This is a genomic window from Pseudoduganella sp. LjRoot289 (genome assembly GCF_964252925.1).
Classification (GTDB): domain Bacteria; phylum Pseudomonadota; class Gammaproteobacteria; order Burkholderiales; family Burkholderiaceae_D; genus Rugamonas.
In genome coordinates this window covers 6,459,722-6,476,568 of the sequence record NZ_CAXUPN020000001.1, presented here as the reverse complement: position 1 = coordinate 6,476,568, position 16,847 = coordinate 6,459,722, and the positions used below count along the sequence as shown (strand labels likewise).

Here is a 16,847-nt window from a genome sequence, read left to right as displayed (position 1 = left end):
GTAAGATGGCCGCATGGACGCGTTCACGATTCTGGCGCGGCTGGCGGCAGCCGCGCTCCCACTGCTTGGTTCCCTGCTCTGCTGCGGCCGGGCCGCGGCGCAAGCGCCTCCGCCTCCGCCCGCGCCCTCATCCAGTGTCCCGATTCCCAGCGTGACCGTACCCTATACGCGCGATCCGGTCGACAAGTCCTACCGCAAGATGGTGCGCGGCATGGACCGCTACGCGCGCGACATCGCGCTCGCGCCGCAGTCGACGCTGCGCTTCCAGCTGCTGCCGCGGCTGCCCACGGTGAAGCTGGAAGGCGTCGGCCTGAAAGTGATAGGCGACCATATCGCGCTGCCGGTGGCGATGGCGCCGGACTACAGCTTCACGCTGGAGCGCAAGCAGCAGGCCCTCGACGAGGACGCCGCGCTGGTGGCCAACCGCAAGACCAGCAGCATGACCTGGCGCGCGCTGGTGCGCAGCGCCGGTGTGCCGGAAGGCATGCGCCGCCTGGGCGACCTGCGGCTGGAGTGCCTGGTGGGGATGGAGGCCGGCCTGGTGTCGAACAATGCCGCGCTGTTCGCGTGGCTGTCGGACATGCTGGCCGACGCGGACAAGGTGTGCGGATCGCCGGAAGGGAATTACCTGCAGTTCGCGCCCCGGCCCCTATTCGGCGCGACCCTGCACTCGGGCGCGCGGGTGGAGGCGCTGCCGTTCCGGGCGCTGTACGCCGGCGGCACGCAAACGCCGGCCACCCTGCCCTATTGCGATTGCCAGGTGCTGCTGGACCGCAGCTACTACGCGCCGATATGGGACCGCAGCTGGCCGGACGACACGCTGATCGGTTTCGAGTATATGGAAGAGGCGGAAGGGCCGATGCCGCCCGGCGTGGCGAGCAAAGAAGCGGCGCGCACGGCGCTGGGAGAGCCGGCGGCGGCGCAGCGCTTCGACAGCGGCTACGAAGTGTGGCAGTACCAGTACCCGCCCGCAGCACCCAAGCCGCCGGGAGCGGACGGCAGGAAGCCGATGGCGGAACTGGTCCTGCTGTTCGATGGCGGCGGCAAGACCCTCAAATTCCGCCGCCGCGAGCCCTGATGTCATTCCCGCGCCTGCGGGCATCCATCGTTCGCCGGCCAGGTCTGCGCACTATGGGTCCCCGCGTTCGCGAGGACGACGGGGTATGCGCGCGCTCTCATCCCAGCACAGCCACTGGGCAAAGCTGATACGGATAAGGGCCGCCGCGAACCCCAAAGGGCACCTCGAAATACCTGTCATTCCCGCGAAAGCGGGAATCCATACGTCGCATGCTCAGAGGCACGGCATGGATTCCCGCCTTCGAAGGAATGACAAGTTGGCGGTTATTCGAGGTGCCCTGATGTCATTCCCGCACCTGCGGGCATCCATCGTTCGCCGGCCAGGTCTATGCACTATGGGTCCCCACGTTCGCGAGGACGACAGGCCATGCTTGCGCGCTCATCGCAGCACCGTCACGGGGCAAAGCTGATACGGATAAGGATCGGCGCCGATGGCGGCCGGGTAGATCTTGCAGGCAGGGCCGTCCAGTTTCAATCCATAGTTGGCCAAGTTCTTCTCTGCGGCGGCGACCACTTCGCGGTCCAGCTGCGCCAGGTCCATGCGGTACTTCGGCTGCAGCTCCAGCGTGCAGTGCTGGCCATCCTTCGCGCCGGGCAGTGGCTTCATCTGCACCTGGAAGCGCACGCGCTGCAACAGCTTGTCCAGCGTCGCGCAGCTGGCCGGGCTACCGGTCAGCCCCAGCGCCTGCACCAGTTCCAGCTTCTTCTGCATGCTGGTTTCCTTGTAGTTTTTACTGGCGTACAGCATCGCGAAATGCGGGCCGGGACGGCTGTCGACCACCGCCTTGATACGCGCCACATAGGCCGGCGTTTCGGGGAAGCCGGAACCAAGCGAAATCACGCTCACCTCCTTCGGCATGAAGGTCGCCATCCAGCCCATGGGCGGATGCGCGTGTGCGGTAAACACGATGCTGGACGCGGGCTGCGTGAACGGCGGCACCTCGGCGCTGAAGCTCTTGCTGGCCCAGGAGGCATGGCCCCAGGTGACGAAGGGGAATACGGCCAGCGTGGTGAAGGCCAGCGCCCAGCCGCCCACACGGCGCGCGGCGGCCGGCGCCAGCACGCGCTGCAGCAGCACCCACACCAGCAGCGGCGCCAGCAGTTCCACCGGCACCAGGTAGCGATAGATGCCGAACAGCTTCATCCACCCCAGGTAGGCGACTGCAAAAAACAGCATCAGGAATTGCGCGCGCGGCGACAGCGGCGGCAGGCCGCCGCTCTTTTTCGTCACGCGGCGATACAGCAGCCAGACGCATACGCCCGCGAACAGCAGGTAGAGTATCGGCCAGATGGTCTGGCGCAGCACCAGTTCGGACACGCGCGTGAAGTCGAACGAAAACACCACCGGCCAGAACAGCGCTTCCAGCGCGTTCTTCGGCATGTGGAAGTTGTCGATCACGCCCAAGGGCATGGCCAGCGGACTGCGGAAGATGTCGTTAAATTGCGGGAACAGCGGATTGCCGAAAGTCTGCCACATTTTCAGAAACCACCAGCCGGCGGTGACCGCAATGCCAGCCAGCGTACCGAGGCCGAACACGAACGCCAGGCGGAAACGCAGCCAGAGCGAGCCGGGCACGATGAAGAAGGCCAGGCACAGCGCCACGGCGTAGGTAACGTTGGTCAGTTTCAGGCCGGTACCCAAGCCCATCACGAAACCGGAAGCGATCGCGGCCAGCGCAGCGGCGGCGCTCCAGCGCCGCAGCCGATCCCAGCGCTTGAGCAGCACGGCGAGCGCGGACAGCACCAGCAGCGATGTCATATTGTCGCCCATGGAGTTGCCCAGCTCGGACAGGAAACCCGCGCCGCACATGCCGGCGACGGCCAGCAGCAGCGGCACGCGGTGGCCTTCGGCGACGCTCGCACCCAGCACGCTGCGCGCGATGGCCAGCACCAGCAGGAAGTTCAAGCCGTGCAGCACGCCGAAAACGAAACCGGCCAGCGGGCCGGGAAACCAGCTCGCCAGCAGATAGTAGGGAATATCAATCGTGGGATTGAAATAGCTCTGCCACTGGCCCGGCGCCATGTCCACCGCCATCCGGCCGTTCAGCAGCGCGTGCGGGTTGTACCAGTGGTAGTTCTTCAAGTCCCAGCCGTCGTCCTGTCCCAGCATCAGCGACAGCAGGCCGCACACCAGCGGCACCAGCAGCGCAGCGATGAAGGGCGCACGCGGGCCGGACAGCGCGGCGGTGCGGCGAACGAACCACGCCTCCAGCGCGGCGAAGGGCCGGGCCGGCAGCGGCGTGGAAGGCGGGGGAACGCTGGATAGCTTCATGTCGACATACAAAGTGAGGGGAAGCCGGCATTATAGATCCTCCCCACTGGCTGTTGCCGGAAAGACAAAATTCGCGGGGACCTTGGCAAACCGCTTTTTGCCCTGCTATAATTGCGCCCTCTTGGCCTGGTAGCTCAGTTGGTAGAGCAGAGGATTGAAAATCCTTGTGTCGGTGGTTCGATTCCGCCCCGGGCCACCAAGAATTCAGAAAATGCCACCTTCGGGTGGCGTTTTTGTTTGTGGAACGCCACTTCGCGGATTCTCGGGTTATGCTAATGACATGTTCCCAAATTCCCTTCCGGTCTTGCTCAGTTTCGCGGCCCTGGCGCTTGCCGGGTGCGCGCCCGTTCCGCACCGGGCCAACGTGGTTCCGGAAATTCGCGGCACACTGATCCTCGGCGCGTCGCCCGCCCGCAACGTGGCGGTTCTCATCGGCACGAGCTCGGAGTATTCGGCCCCCTGCAAAGATGCCGCCGTGGTGACGACAACCGACGAGCAAGGAGAGTTCCGCATCCCCTCCAGGCAAGAGACCGAACTGCCTTATTCATTGCTGAACCCGCCGGATACCGTGCGGCAGCTCACCAATCTGTGCTTTCAGGCGCAAGGAAAACCCGTCTTGTTTGGCGGGCAGTTCGTCACCCCGCGCAGCACGCCTTCCCTGCTTGCCGTCGTATGCAACCCTGATTTGCCTAAACAGCGATCGCCCATCTCAGTCGACCAGATCTGCCGATGACCGGTCCGCGAAGCGTCCAGGACCATGGATGTCTTTGATGCGAACGCTCGGGGCCGCGTATAATTTGCGCGCCATTCGCCTTGTGCGTCTTGAGGCAACCAGCATATTCATACTAGAACTAATCGGCGAAAAATGAGACTTCTATTCCTGGCAACCGCCATTCTTTTCAGCGCTTCGCAAACGGCAAGCGCGCTCGACAATTCTGCCGCCGTCAAGGTGACGCCGCTGTTGAAAACCACGACGAGCTGGGATGCCAAGCCGATTGTTTATCCGCAGGGCCAGGCAGAGGTAACGGCCTTGATTGTCGAGATTGCCGCAGGACAGCAAACCGGTTGGCACGAACATCCCGTACCTTCGTTCGCCTACGTGCTTGAAGGAACGCTGGAAGTGACCCGCAGCACGGGCGCGACCAAACTCTTGCACGCCGGCGACACCCTGGCGGAAGTGGTGAGTACGCTGCACAGCGGCCGCGCCATGGACGGCAAGAGCGTCAAGCTGCTGGTACTCTATACCGGAGCCGTCGACGGGAAGCTCACCATCGCACACCCTGAATTCACACCGAGCGCGTCCACCCCCGCGCCCACCGCCCCCTAGCCGAGCGAGCCGGCGCGCCGCCGCATCGCTGCGGGCGGCAAGGCCCAAGCATACGCCACCTTCGGGTGGCGTTTTTGTTTGCGGCCGACGGCACGCCGCTAGGGCGTGCGCTCCATCAGCAGCGTCCGGATATCGTTCAGCACCACGTCCGGCATCAGATAGGCGGTGGTGTAGATTTCGCGCACCTTGCCGCGCGCGTCGATCAGGAAGACCTTCAGCAGGTGGTTGTAGAGCCGTGTCGGCCGCCCCTGCGCGTCCAGCGTGACCGACACATCCTGGCCGAAGCCGGCGATGACGGGCCGCAGTTCGGCCACGGAGCGGGTGGTGAGGAAATGCCAGCGCAGCGCGTTGCCGGGCGCGGCCAGCGGGCCGGCGTAGTTGCGCAGCGCGGACGGCGTGTCGTTGGTGGGGTCGAAGGACATGCTGACGAAGCGCACGCGCCGCGCCAGGGCAGGCGTGGCCAGCAGGCGGGTGCGCAAGTCGGAAAAAGTCTGGAACGCCAGCGGACAGCCGACCGGGTCCACGCAATAGGTGTAGATGAAACTGAGCAGCGTCACCTTGCCCTTCATGTAGCGGCGCAGGGGCCAGGCTGCACCGTCCGTGTCGAGCACCTCGCCATCCGGCGCCGCCTGGATGGACTCGAGCCGGTAGCTGCCGGGGGCCGGCGCGACGAACTGCTGGCGCGGCGGCGAGCCCGCCAGCGCCAGCTGCAACTGGCCCAGGCAGGCCAGCGCGCCCAGCGCGGCGCGCGCCAGCGCCATGGAATCAGCGCGGCGACGCAAGGCCGCGGTCCGCGCTGCCGGCGGCGTTCACGGATGCCATCCCGGTCGGCTTGGCGCTGAACTTCATATGGTGGGCGCGCCCCAGCGCCTCTTTGGTGAAGTCGATTTTCCACTGTTCGCGCAGTTCCTTGCCGTCCCAGCTGAACAACTTGAGGAACTGCTCGTTGTCCGCGCCGCCCTTGTCCCAGTTCGCCAGCAGGCTGCTGGTGACGTAGACGCGCTTGCCGTCCCAGCTTTGGCTGATCATATTGACCTGCTTGCCGGTGACTTTCTCATACACCTGCTTCGGCGCCGCCGGGTCGCGCAGGTCGAACAGCCTCGTCTTGCCGTCCATGAAGGTATTCACCCACAAGCTCTTGCCGTCCGCCGCGATCGAGATGTCGACCGGCAGCGGCGTCTTGGCCGGATCGCCGATGGGCGCCACGTCGCGCGCCTGCCATTCGCCCCGCTCGTCCTGCCGCACCAGCCAGAGCCTGGAGGTCAGCGCCGAGGCGGTGATGGCCCAGTTGTCGCCTTCGTTGAGCGACCAGCGGATCTCCAGCGGCGCGCCGGGCGTGTTGAACACTTTGGTCGGCCGCATGGACTTGAAGTCCCACAGCACCATGGTGTTGCCGAACTGTTTCATCGCGGCGGGGTCGGCGATCAGCTTGCCCAGCTCCGTCATGTAGTTCCTGTGGCCGGTGAAGCTGGAGGTCAGCATCACGTTCCTGGCGGGATTGACGGCGATGTCGTAGCCGTAGCCGTCGCCCTTCTCCCCGCCCGGCATGGCGGTGGGGATGGCATAGCTGGCCACGTAGTCGCCCTGGTTGTTGTACACCGCCAGCCCGGTCGCGCCGCCGTGGTCGCGGGCGTTCGACAGCGTCCCCACCAGCATGCGGCCGGGGATGGGATAGAAAGTATGCGGACCGATGTAACCGCTCTTGCCCGGCAGGTCCGAGATGGTCTTCACCAGCTTGGGCTTGGCCGGGTCGGTGCCGACATCGAAGATGAAGATCTTGCTGTCGTCCAGCCGGCCGGCCCACAGATAGCGGCGGTCGTCGCTAAAGCCCATGTGGTGCGCCTCGCCCCGGCCCGGGACGGACAGCACGTCGACCACCTTGCCATACTTCGGCGATTTGGGATGGACGTCGACCGTCACCAGTTTGTCCGCGCCGTCGCCCATGCCCGCCACGCCCAGGGTCCAGACGTGGAGATAGTCCTCCTGGCCCTTGATCAGCCTGGCCAGATAGGGGGAATTGCAGGTCTCGTCCGCCACCGCTGCCGTGAGCGGCAACGCCAGGGCGGCAAGGCAGAAAAGCAGACCACGCGACGTTTTCATGCGATCTCCCGCAACAGTCAAGGTCAGTCGAATATACGCGCATCGAAGCCGGCGGCAAGCACCGCACGATTGATGCACATCAATGTGAAACGCGGACGGCAAGCGATATCTATTTCGATATCCAGGCCGCCAAAAATGTGATTGGATCCCCTGGGCGCACCGGCCTACCATCGCGCAACATCCCCTTTCCACGAGAACAACAATGAAGAGACTCCTTGCCGCCCTGAGCCTTGCGGCCGGCGCGCCGCTGTGCCTGGCCGCCGAACCCGCCCCGCAAACGGTCCAGCTGACCGTCGACGCGGCCCGGGTGACCGGCCCGATGACCCCGATCTGGGCATGGTTCGGCTATGACGAACCGAATTACACCACCGCGCCCAACGGCAAGAAGCTGCTCAGCGATATCGCCGCCCTGAGCCCGGTCCCGGTGTATGTGCGCGCGCACAATCTGATGACCTCCGGCGACGGCAGCTACGCGCTCAAATGGGGCTCAACGGGCATGTACAGCGAGGACAAGGACGGCAAGCCGGTCTATAACTGGACCATCGTCGACCAGATCTTCGACACCTATGTCGAACGCAAGATGAAGCCGCTGGCGCAGATCGGTTTCATGCCGGAGGCGCTGTCACAGCGGCCCCAGCCTTACCAGCACCGCTGGAAGCCGGGCACGCCCTACCAGGAGATCATGACCGGCTGGGCCACGCCGCCCAAGGATTACGACAAGTGGGCCGAACTGATCTACCAGTGGGTCAAGCACAGCGTGGCGCGCTACGGGCAGCAGGAAGTGGAAAGCTGGTACTGGGAAGTGTGGAACGAACCGGACGGCCACTACCTGATCGCGCCGGACACCAAGCTGGAATACTTCAAGATGTACGACTACGCCGCCGACGCCGTCAAGCGCGCGCTGCCGACGGCGCGCATGGGCGGGCCGCACACGGCGGGCGCCGGGCGCTTTATGGACGACTTCCTGCGGCATGTGCTGCACGAAAAAAACCTGGCCACCGGCAAGACCGGCGCGCCGCTGGACTTCGTGGCCTTCCACGCCAAGGGCTCGCCCAAGCTCGTCGACGGCGTGGTGCGGATGGGCATGGACACCCATTTCAAACGCCTCGACGAAGGCTTCGCGCTGGTGGAAAAGCATCCGGAGCTGAAAGGCGTGCCGGTGATTATCGGCGAATCCGATCCGGAAGGCTGCGCCGCCTGCGGCATGCAGACCAGTCCGGAAAACGCCTACCGCAACGGCACGCTGTATTCCAGCTATACGGCGGCCTCGATCGCGCGCGAGTTCGACTTGGCCGCGCGCCGCGGCGTCAATCTGATCGGCGCCGTGAACTGGTCATTCGAGTTCGAGGACCAGCCCTGGTTCGCCGGCTTCCGCGACCTGGCCACCAACGGCGTCAACAAGCCGGTGCTGAACGTGTTCCGCATGTTCGGCATGATGCGCGGCGACCGGGTGGCGGTGGGCGGCGACCAGGCGTACGACGCGGCGCGCATCATGGCCGAGGGCGTGCGCGGCGCGCGCAACGACATCAATGCGCTGGCCACCAGGGACAAGAACAGCATCGCCGTGATGGTCTGGAATTACCACGACGACGACGTCATCGACGCCGGCTCGCCGGTGGAACTGCGCATCGCGGGCATCCCCGCCAAGCAGGTGCAGCTGCGCCATTTCCGGGTCGACAACGACACCAGCAATTCCTACAGCGCGTGGAAAAGCATGGGCTCGCCCGCCACGCCGACGGCCGCGCAAATCGTCCAGCTGCAGAAGGCCAGCGAGCTGGCGCAACTGGGCGCCACGGCAACGGTGCAGGTCCAGAATGGAACAGCCGTCGTCAAGATGCAGCTGCCGCGCCAGGCGGTGTCGCTGCTCACGCTCAGTTACTAGTCCGCTGGTTACTAGTCCGCTAGTTACAAGTCCGCTTGCAAGGGCGCCAGGCCGCAAGGCGCGGCCTGGCCTGGCCTGGCCTGGCCTGGCCTGGCCTGGCCTGGGCTAGCGCGCGGCCGGCCAGCGCGCCGTCACCGCCTGGTACTCCTGCGCCGTCAGGTTCAGGATGGAGCCGTGCCGCTTCTTGCTCTTACCCATGGAATATTCGCCCGCATCCAGGATGCGGAAGTTGCCCGCGCTGGAAAGGTTGGACGAGGCCAGGAACAAATAGCCCTTGTTGGCGGCGAACTGGTCGACCCACAGTGCCCACTGGCCGCTGTCATTCAACTGGTACAGGATAGGGCCTTCGACCTGTTTGCCGGTCAGGCCGACGGAGCGCAGATCGCCGATGGCGGTCCAGTCGCCCAGGATCTGGTTGCTGCCTTCCAGCGTGATCTGGCCGTCGCCGGAGGCGCGATAGAACTGGTAGCCGCTGCTGCGGTCCTTCATCTTCACGATCTGGGTATCGATGATGCCGGCCTCGCCGGGGCGGTCGATGTAGAGCTGCGCCGGCGTGAAGGCCGCGAAATCGCGCGTCCTGGAATAGTAGATGCGCGCCTTGTCGATGCCGTTGGCCGGTGAAATGGTGGCCCAGTACACGATGTAGTCGCCGCTGGCTTCGTCGTAAATCGCCTCGGGCGCCCAGGCGCATCCGGCGCCGGATATGCCCGCCGCGACGTCGACCTTGCGCGGCGCCGACCAGTTCACCAGGTCGGCCGATTCGTAGATGATGAGCGCCGTGCTGCCGCTGTGCTGCGCGGCTTCCCAGCCCTTGCCATTCGCGATGCGCAAGTCGGTCGCCAGGATGTAGAATTTCTTTCCGTCGGCCGAGCGCACGATGGCGGGATCGCGCACGCCCTTGTCGCCAAGGTCGGACAGCAGCACCGGCTTCGAATCGTTCAGATCCTGCCAGTTGCGCCCGTCCTTGCTGGTGGCGAAATAGATCTGTTCGCCGTCGGCGCCTTCCCCCGTGAAATACACCAGCAGATAGCCGTCGCGCGGGCTGGCAGCCGGCGCTGCCTGCGCCGGCATGGACAGCGCGCCGAGGACGAGGGCGGCGATGCAGCCCGCCGCTGAAAATTTCCTGCTATTGAGCCACATCTCAACTCCCATCAAGTTCATCAAACCGCTGCGCGGGCCCCATCCTAGCGCGCCCCGCACGGCAATTCAAATGACTTAATTGCAGGCTTCCATACCCGTTTCGGTATGGCGCTCTACCAGAGCCTGGCCAGCGGCAGCACCATGCCGCTGAACAGGGACCAGTTCCCGGACGCCCCGTTGATGCCCTTGGCGACGCCGACATCGATGGTCAGCAGCTTGGTCGGGCTATACCCGGCGGCCAGCAGCAACTGGGTGGCGTGCGCCTGGCGGCGCTGGTGCGTGTCCGACAGCTCGGCTGTCAGGCCCCACTGCTCCGATACCGGCGTCGACACCGAAGCCGACATGCCGGTCTGCATGCGCCCGGTGCCAGGTGCATAGGCGCCCAGCCGGGCCGCGTTCAGATTGGCGTCCAGGTGGAAGTCGCCGATGTCCTTGCTGAAGATGCCGTTGAGGACGACGTCGCGCTTGCCGCTGCCTATCGCGTCTTTGGCGGTGGGCAGTTTCACGCCCAGTTCCAGGCCGAAGGCGGTGCCGCTATCGACAGGAAAGGCGCGCTTGAGCACCAGCGAGGTGTCGCCCACGCCCCGCTCGCGCTGCCCGGCCGCGTCGCGCACCCCGATGTAGGCCTCGCCGCCGAGCAGCACGCCCCACTCCTCGCTGAACGCCAGCTTGAATGTGTACGGCACGCTCTTGCGCCGGCCCTGGTCCGATTTGCCGCTCCAGCCGCCGACCTCGAATTCCAGCTGCCCCGCCAGCGGCAGTTGCGCCGGGCTGGACACGGATGGACGGTAGGGCGTAATGCCCGTCTCGTCTTGGGCATAAAGCGGCACGGCTGCCGCGCCCAGCGCCAGCAACGCAAGCTGTTTCACTATCTTCATACATCTCCCATGTTGTTTATCTAACCCAGCTCAAAAGTGGTGATGCCGTACTGCCGCGCCAGGCACAGCTCCGGCTCCGGCCCGGTGTACATGCGCGCCGTTTCGAAGCACGGCCGCATCCGGTGGCGCGCGGCCAGCGCCATCGCTTCAGCGTTCGGTTCGGGCACGTCAAGGAAAACCGGCGCGCCGGGCGCCACCCGGCCGCGCAAGCTGGCAAACAAGGCCTCGGCCCCCGCCGGCGTGTCCGCAAATAAAGGGCCGATCTTGTAGCCCTCGCGGCACGGACGCAGCACGGCGTAGCCGGCCAGCCCCTGCGGTCCCACGATGCCGAGCGCGACGCTGTGCGGCTGGGCTATCCAGCAGCGCAGGAAGGCGCTGCGTTCGTCCGCGAAGAAGCTCCGGTCGTAGCGGGCGATGTCGCCGAAGGGTAGCGTGGTGAGCGGCACGACCTGGCCCGCGTCCGCCGCGGCGGCCGGCCCGCCTCCGCCCCTGCCCTCGAAGCGGATATTCCGATGTGCGAGCCGGAAGCCTGAGCGGGCGTAATCGGCCTGCCGCGCAAGCACGCCGTCCAGGCCGACGTTGCGTCCGGCCAGGCGGGCCGTCGCGGCATTCCACAGCGCCATGCCGTAGCCGCGTCCCCGGCATGCAGGCTTGACGATGTAGCCGCCGATGAAGCCGAAGCCTGCGCCGTATGCGACGGCGAAGATGCTGGCCACCGCTTCCCCGCCGGCCATGCCAAGCAAGAAGCCGCCGGGATCGGTCGCATGGAAGCACGCGGCGTCGTGCAGACCCGGGTTCCAGCCTTCGTCGGCGGCCCAATCGAGCACGGCATCGAGTTCATGCGCATGCATTTGACGGATTTCCAGCGGTGTTGCCTGCATCGGGTCCTCGCCCTGAAGAAGTGAGACGGTCCCATATTCTAATCCGCTCCCCGGTCCCGGAAGCCGCGCCGGATCCACCGATATGCAAATCGGTATCCCGGCCTTGCAAAATATGATTGGATTGCGCATGATCTCCCTGCGACACTGTCCATTTTGGCTAGGAATTCCTTTATGCGTACCGCCTTGCGTTGCCTCGTCTGTTCGCTGCTACTGCTGTGCACCGCGGCACAAGCCGAACCGGCCTTCGCCAATCCGCTGGTCGCGCAGCGCGCCGATCCGCACGTCACCTTGCACAGCGACGGCTATTACTACTACACGGCGACCGTGCCCGAATACGACCGCATCGAACTGCGGCGCGCCAAATCGCTGGACGCGCTGGGCAAGGCGGAAGCCAAAGTGGTGTGGCGCAAGCACGCGTCCGGCCAGATGGGCGCACACATCTGGGCGCCGGAAATGCACCGCATCGACGGCAAGTGGTACATGTATTTCACCGCTGCCCCGGCCGAAGCGATCTGGGAAATCCGCATGTATGTGCTGGAAAACAGCAGCGCCAACCCGCTCGAGGGCGCCTGGACCGAACGCGGGCAGATCAAGACCGAATGGGACAGCTTCTCGCTGGATGCGACCACCTTCTCCCACCGGGGCCAGCGCTACCTGGTATGGACCCAGCGCGGCGCCCCGCCGGACGACAAGTCGACCAACATCTATATCGCCAGGATGGACACGCCGACTTCGATCAGCGGCAAGCCCGTGATGCTGAGCAAGCCGGACTACGCCTGGGAAAAGGTCAAGTACAACGTCAACGAGGGGCCGGCCGTGCTGGTCCGGAACGGCAAGGTGTTCCTGACTTTCTCGGCCAGCGCGACCGACGCCAACTACTGCCTCGGCCTGCTGACCGCGGACGCGGACGCCAACCTGCTCGACCCGGCTTCCTGGCGCAAGACGGCCGAGCCGGTATTCGCCACCAGCGAGGCCAACGGCCAATACGGTCCCGGCCACAATGCCTTCACCACCACGCCGGACGGCAAGACCGACATCCTGGTCTACCACGCCCGCAACTACCGCGACATCAAGGGCGATCCGCTCAATGACACGAACCGCCACACCCGCGCCCAGGTCATCCACTGGCGCGCCGACGGCAGCCCGGATTTCGGCGCGCCGGTGGCCGACCAGGGCCAAGCCGCCCACTGAGTCCGGCAGGCAGGCCGGACAGCTTGACGGCCGGACCGTCGGCCGGTCGCCGGCTTGCGGGCTGGCTGCTGCCTCGGCGTCGCGCGGCCCGGCGGGCTCTACAGCTTATAGCTCAGCCTCAGGCCCAGCGCGCGCGGCGCCATCGGCAAATCGTTGGGCAACGCGCCGGCCGCAGTGCTCGGTTCGCGCACGTCGGCGTTGAAGATGTTGCGCAAGACGACCGACAGATCCCAATTCTTGCCCGCGCCGCCGACCATGCTGGCGCTCAGGTCGACCGTGGTGTAGTTCGGCACCTTGGCGCGGATGTCGCCGGCAGCGCGGCGGCGGTCGGCCACGCGGTTGATCTGGGGCGTGAGCACGACGCCGCCGGGCGCATGCCAACTCAGGCGCGCGTTGAAGTGGTGGCGCGGCGCATAGCCGGCGTCCCTGCCCGTGTTCTCGTCGATGGAACGCTGGTAGGCGTAGTTGGCCGACACGCGCAGATCGCGGCTGGCATCCCAGCCCGCTTCCATTTCCAGGCCTTTGCCGTCCTGGTTGCCAGCATTCCTGAAGGTGCTGCCGGTGGCGGCCGTCGCGTTGGCCACGCCACGGATGATGTCCTTCATCTGGTACCTGAACAGGTTCAGGTTGAGCTGAAGATCGGTGGTAGCCTGCCAGGCGAACGCCGCCTCCAGTGTGCCGATGGTCTCCGGCTTCAGGTCCGGATTGCCGCGCTGGATGGGGTTGTTGATGCCGTACGATTCGTTGAACGACGGCGCCCGGAACGCGCGGCCGTAAAGCAGCTTTGCCGTGACGTCAACCGACGCATCCCACACCACGGCGAGGCGCGGGTTGGTGGTGCCGCCGACATCGGAATAGCGGTCGTGCCGCACGCCCGCCGTGGCGGTCCAGTCGCGCGCGAACTGCCATACGTCCTGCGCGTAAAGGTAGTCGACCTTGCGCAGATGCGGCAGCAGGAAAGGCTGGATGGCCGAATAGTCTTTGACCGGCCCGGTCGGCACCGGCACGCCGGCGGCGTTGAAGATATAGTTCTTGAACGTGGCGGTCTGGTACAGGTCCAGGTTGTCGTGCCCTACCCCGGCCCGCAACTCGTGCCCTGCGATGCCCGAATAGGTGGCGAACGCCGACAGGCGCAGCTGGCGTTCCGAGGTGTCCGGGTGGCCGATGAAACCGTCCGGGAACAGGCCGGTGGGAAAGCGCGTGCCGGGCGGGGCCAGGCGCAGATCGGTCAGGATGCGCTGCTTGTACTGCAAGCCGCTGAGCATGACGCCCACGCCCCAGTCGTCGGCAATCTGCGCGTCGGTCCAGGACAGGTCCGCCATCACGCGTTCGGCCTTCATGTTGCCGACCGGGTCGAGCGCCGAGCCCACGCCCGCGCCGGTGCCGACGTTGTCGCGCAGCATGTAGCCGGTGCTCATGCGCCATTTGTCCAGCCGCAGATCGACATGGGCGTCGAGCGCTTCGGCGAAATTGTTGACCGGCCCCGGCGCCAACGAGGCATGGGTGCCGAAGGTCCTGTCGCGCGCGGTCTGCGCGTCGGCGGTGATGGTTTCACGGATGCCGTCGGTCGCGCCCAGGCGCAGATAGGCGGCCACTTCGATCGGCCCGAGCGTGCCGCCATGCTGTACCCAGGCGTCGCGCGTCTTGAAGGAGCCGGCGCGGGCGCCGACTTGCGTGCCCGGCACCTCGTTTGCGGTCTTGGTGATGATGTTGACCACACCGCTGAAGGCGTCCGCGCCGTACAGGGCCGAACCGGGGCCGCGTATGATTTCGATGCGTGCGATGTGCTCGAGCGGCACCCTGGACCAGATAAAGCTCCGGCTGCCCGTCAGCACCGTCGTCAATGGCACGCCGTTCTGCAGAAACAGGATTTGCGGATTATTGAGGCTGAAGATGCCGCGCGTGATATACAGCGACTCGTACACCAGCGGCGACTTGGCCACGTGCATGCCCGGCACGGTTTCCAATACATCGTCCAGTTCGCTCGCGCCCATGGCGCGGATGTCCTCGGCGGTGATCACCGTGGCCACCGCCGGCGCGCGCCGCAACGGCTGCGAACTGCCGATGGCGATGCTGATGGCGGACTTGCCGCCGTACACCTGGGCCAGCTCGTCTTCCTCGGTGGGGCTGGACCATGCCGCCGACGGCAGCATCGAACAAGCCGAAGCCAAAGCCAGTGAGGCGCCTAATGTGAACCGATTCATGTAACACCCTTGTCATTCGATAGCTGCTGACACTCCGACATCTTGCCACAGCGCAGCGACGCCGTCGCCATATCAGAGCGACAACTATGCTTGACTGATGTTTTTTTTCCTCAAATACAACGCATGCGATCCAATCCCCATCGGTCGCCACCCAATCTTTTCAAAAAGTAAAGCTCAACATTGTTGTTTTTCCATCGAAATTGCTCAACATCATGATTGACCTGTCCAGACAAGCTGCCTAAGATCGGCTTTCGCTCGCCACAAGCAGGCGTCTCATCCATACTTACAGACTATAGGAACGACAGCATGTTCACAGCCAAAAGTAAGAAGTTAAGCGCCATGTTCGCCCTGGGCGTGATCGCCGCCGCAGTGAGCGCGAGCGTGACCGCCGCTGCGCAGACGGACAATGTCCGCGTCATCGTCGGCTTCAAGAAGGGCGCGCAGCAAAACGGCAAGGCGGCCATCGCCGCCGCCAAGGGCAGCATCAAGGAAGACCTGGCCGACATCGACGCCGCCGCCGCCGAGGTACCGGCCAGCGCGCTCAACGGCCTGCGTAACAACCCGCACATCGAATTCGTCGAGAACGACGGCAAGCGCAAGCTGCTCGCCACCAGCACCCCGTCCACCGGCACGCCCTACCTGGCGGGCCAGCAAGTGCCCTACGGCATAGCCATGGTGCAGGCGGACCAGCTGCCCGACACCTACGCCAGCAACCGCACCGTCTGCATCATCGACTCCGGCATCGACCGCGCGCATGAAGACCTGGCCGGCAACCGCCTGACCGGCAACACCAACCCGGGCACCGGCCCGTGGTACACCGATGAAAACCACCACGGCACGCACGTGGCGGGCACCATCGCCGCCGTCAACAACGGCGGCGTCGGCGTGGTGGGCGTGAACGCCAACCGCCAGTTGAACCTGCACATCGTCAAAGTCTTCGGCCCGGAGGAGTGGACCTACACCTCGACCCTGATCGCGGCCGCCAACAAATGCGGCGCCGCCGGCGCCAACGTCATCAGCATGTCGCTGGGCGGCGACGAGATCAGCCGCGCCGAAGAGCGCGCCTTCGACGGCCTGGCCAAGCGCGGCGTGCTGTCGATCGCCGCCGCCGGCAACGACGGCAACAACGCGCAGTCCTACCCGGCCGGCTACCCTAGCGTGATGTCGGTGGCGGCGCTGGACGAGAACAAGAAAGTGGCCAACTTCTCGCAGTTCACGCCCAAGGTGGAAATCGCCGCGCCGGGCGTGCAAGTGCTGTCGACCGTGCCGATGGGCGCGGGCCGCGAGTCGTCGCTGAAGGTGGGCGCCACCACGTACGCGCCGGGCGGCATGGACGGCTCCCCGGCGGCCACGGTCACCGCGCCGCTGGCGCCGTTCGGCATCGGCGACGTGGTCGACACGTCCGTCGCGGGCAAGGTCTGCCTGATCAAGCGCGGCGCCATCGCCTTCGGCGTCAAGGTCGCCAACTGCCAGGCCAGCGGCGGCGTCGGCGCCGTGATCTACAACAACGCGCCGGAAGCATTCAGCGGCACGCTGGGCGGCACCCCGTCGGCCATCCCGTCGGTGACCGCGTCCGGCACCGAAGGCACCATGCTGCTGGGCCAACTAGGCCAGAGCGCGACGATCAATATCAAGGCGGTCAACTACGCGCTGTTCAACGGCACCTCGATGGCCACGCCGCACGTCTCCGCCGTCGCGGCGCTGGTGTGGAGCTACTTCCCAGGCTGCTCGGCCGGCCAGATCCGCAGCACGCTGGACAAGTCGGCGCTGGACCTGGGCAGCGCCGGCCGCGACGACTACTACGGCTACGGCCTGGTGCAGGCCAAGGCGGCCTACGACCGCATCCGCACCATGGGCTGCGCCAACTAAGCGCGCACCCGGCAGTATTCAGCGCC

The 16,847-nt window shown here is 65.7% G+C and carries 13 protein-coding genes and 1 tRNA gene; 7 read left to right on the top strand and 7 right to left on the bottom strand.

Features of this window, described 5'->3' with window-relative positions:
- The first annotated feature begins 151 nt into the window (after positions 1–151).
- Complete coding sequence (locus ACSQ8Y_RS27885; RefSeq protein WP_436269628.1) at positions 152–1,078, top strand: hypothetical protein; 927 nt, start codon at positions 152–154, stop codon at positions 1,076–1,078.
- A gap of 378 nt (positions 1,079–1,456) precedes the next feature.
- On the opposite strand, the gene ACSQ8Y_RS27880 is transcribed toward ACSQ8Y_RS27885, so the two are convergent.
- Positions 1,457–3,349 (bottom strand): hypothetical protein, encoded by a 1,893-nt coding sequence (locus ACSQ8Y_RS27880; protein ID WP_436269627.1) that lies wholly within the window; start codon positions 3,347–3,349, stop codon positions 1,457–1,459.
- Positions 3,350–3,472: 123 nt separating this feature from the next.
- Between ACSQ8Y_RS27880 and ACSQ8Y_RS27875 the strand changes: the two genes are divergently transcribed.
- From ACSQ8Y_RS27875 to ACSQ8Y_RS27865, 3 genes are all read left to right on the top strand, one after another.
- Positions 3,473–3,548: transfer RNA gene (locus ACSQ8Y_RS27875), tRNA-Phe, on the top strand.
- 81 nt (positions 3,549–3,629) lie between these two features.
- A complete protein-coding gene (locus ACSQ8Y_RS27870) occupies positions 3,630–4,082 on the top strand; it encodes a hypothetical protein (RefSeq protein ID WP_436269626.1) in 453 nt (150 codons plus the stop codon).
- 132 nt (positions 4,083–4,214) lie between these two features.
- Positions 4,215–4,676, top strand: coding sequence for a cupin domain-containing protein (locus ACSQ8Y_RS27865; RefSeq protein ID WP_436269625.1), 462 nt, complete (start codon positions 4,215–4,217; stop codon positions 4,674–4,676).
- A 98-nt stretch (positions 4,677–4,774) separates the two neighbouring features.
- Here ACSQ8Y_RS27865 and ACSQ8Y_RS27860 read toward each other — a convergent pair whose 3' ends face one another.
- Together ACSQ8Y_RS27860 and ACSQ8Y_RS27855 are read right to left on the bottom strand one after the other, a co-directional pair.
- Positions 4,775–5,458, bottom strand: a complete 684-nt coding sequence (locus ACSQ8Y_RS27860; RefSeq protein WP_436269624.1) for an SCO family protein — start codon at positions 5,456–5,458, stop codon at positions 4,775–4,777.
- Positions 5,442–6,776 (bottom strand): selenium-binding protein SBP56-related protein, encoded by a 1,335-nt coding sequence (locus tag ACSQ8Y_RS27855; protein WP_436269623.1) that lies wholly within the window; start codon positions 6,774–6,776, stop codon positions 5,442–5,444. The genes ACSQ8Y_RS27860 and ACSQ8Y_RS27855 overlap by 17 nt, the downstream gene beginning before the upstream one ends.
- A 202-nt stretch (positions 6,777–6,978) precedes the next feature.
- Here ACSQ8Y_RS27855 and ACSQ8Y_RS27850 point away from each other — a divergent pair, with 202 nt between their 5' ends.
- A complete protein-coding gene (locus ACSQ8Y_RS27850) occupies positions 6,979–8,658 on the top strand; it encodes a GH39 family glycosyl hydrolase (RefSeq protein ID WP_436269622.1) in 1,680 nt (559 codons plus the stop codon).
- Between the two features lie 105 nt (positions 8,659–8,763).
- Here ACSQ8Y_RS27850 and ACSQ8Y_RS27845 read toward each other — a convergent pair whose 3' ends face one another.
- The 3 genes from ACSQ8Y_RS27845 to ACSQ8Y_RS27835 all read right to left on the bottom strand — a co-directional run bounded on the left by ACSQ8Y_RS27845 (position 8,764) and on the right by ACSQ8Y_RS27835 (position 11,527).
- Positions 8,764–9,798: a glycoside hydrolase family 43 protein gene (locus tag ACSQ8Y_RS27845; protein WP_436269621.1), complete on the bottom strand. Its 1,035-nt coding sequence runs from the start codon at positions 9,796–9,798 to the stop codon at positions 8,764–8,766.
- Between the two features lie 113 nt (positions 9,799–9,911).
- A complete protein-coding gene (locus ACSQ8Y_RS27840; protein WP_436269620.1) occupies positions 9,912–10,676 on the bottom strand; it encodes a transporter in 765 nt (254 codons plus the stop codon).
- A gap of 20 nt (positions 10,677–10,696) precedes the next feature.
- Positions 10,697–11,527 (bottom strand): GNAT family N-acetyltransferase, encoded by an 831-nt coding sequence (locus tag ACSQ8Y_RS27835; RefSeq protein WP_436269619.1) that lies wholly within the window; start codon positions 11,525–11,527, stop codon positions 10,697–10,699.
- Positions 11,528–11,728: 201 nt separating this feature from the next.
- On the opposite strand from ACSQ8Y_RS27835, the gene ACSQ8Y_RS27830 reads away from it, so the two are divergent.
- The gene (locus tag ACSQ8Y_RS27830; protein ID WP_436269618.1) at positions 11,729–12,748 is read left to right on the top strand and encodes a glycoside hydrolase family 43 protein; all 1,020 of its coding nucleotides are present in this window, start codon (positions 11,729–11,731) and stop codon (positions 12,746–12,748) included.
- A 98-nt stretch (positions 12,749–12,846) separates the two neighbouring features.
- Here the strand turns inward: ACSQ8Y_RS27830 and ACSQ8Y_RS27825 are convergent, their stop codons facing one another.
- Entirely contained in the window at positions 12,847–14,901 is a 2,055-nt protein-coding gene (locus tag ACSQ8Y_RS27825; RefSeq protein ID WP_436269617.1) for a TonB-dependent receptor plug domain-containing protein, read from the bottom strand.
- A gap of 357 nt (positions 14,902–15,258) precedes the next feature.
- On the opposite strand from ACSQ8Y_RS27825, the gene ACSQ8Y_RS27820 reads away from it, so the two are divergent.
- On the top strand, positions 15,259–16,821 hold the full coding sequence (locus ACSQ8Y_RS27820; RefSeq protein ID WP_436269616.1) for a S8 family serine peptidase: 1,563 nt from the start codon (positions 15,259–15,261) through the stop codon (positions 16,819–16,821).
- Positions 16,822–16,847: the final 26 nt, after the last annotated feature.

Excerpts from the sequence above, each read along its gene's own strand:
- ACSQ8Y_RS27850 (WP_436269622.1), top strand. The coding sequence starts at position 6,979 with ATGAAGAGACTCCTTGCCGCCCTGAGCCTTGCGGCCGGCGCGCCGCTG.
- ACSQ8Y_RS27880 (WP_436269627.1), bottom strand. The coding sequence starts at position 3,349 with ATGAAGCTATCCAGCGTTCCCCCGCCTTCCACGCCGCTGCCGGCCCGG.
- ACSQ8Y_RS27835 (WP_436269619.1), bottom strand. The coding sequence starts at position 11,527 with ATGCATGCGCATGAACTCGATGCCGTGCTCGATTGGGCCGCCGACGAA.
- ACSQ8Y_RS27845 (WP_436269621.1), bottom strand. The coding sequence starts at position 9,798 with ATGTGGCTCAATAGCAGGAAATTTTCAGCGGCGGGCTGCATCGCCGCC.
- ACSQ8Y_RS27830 (WP_436269618.1), top strand. The coding sequence starts at position 11,729 with ATGCGTACCGCCTTGCGTTGCCTCGTCTGTTCGCTGCTACTGCTGTGC.
- ACSQ8Y_RS27865 (WP_436269625.1), top strand. The coding sequence starts at position 4,215 with ATGAGACTTCTATTCCTGGCAACCGCCATTCTTTTCAGCGCTTCGCAA.
- ACSQ8Y_RS27855 (WP_436269623.1), bottom strand. The coding sequence starts at position 6,776 with ATGAAAACGTCGCGTGGTCTGCTTTTCTGCCTTGCCGCCCTGGCGTTG.
- ACSQ8Y_RS27870 (WP_436269626.1), top strand. The coding sequence starts at position 3,630 with ATGTTCCCAAATTCCCTTCCGGTCTTGCTCAGTTTCGCGGCCCTGGCG.
- ACSQ8Y_RS27825 (WP_436269617.1), bottom strand. The coding sequence starts at position 14,901 with ATGCTGCCGTCGGCGGCATGGTCCAGCCCCACCGAGGAAGACGAGCTG.
- ACSQ8Y_RS27840 (WP_436269620.1), bottom strand. The coding sequence starts at position 10,676 with ATGAAGATAGTGAAACAGCTTGCGTTGCTGGCGCTGGGCGCGGCAGCC.
- ACSQ8Y_RS27820 (WP_436269616.1), top strand. The coding sequence starts at position 15,259 with ATGTTCACAGCCAAAAGTAAGAAGTTAAGCGCCATGTTCGCCCTGGGC.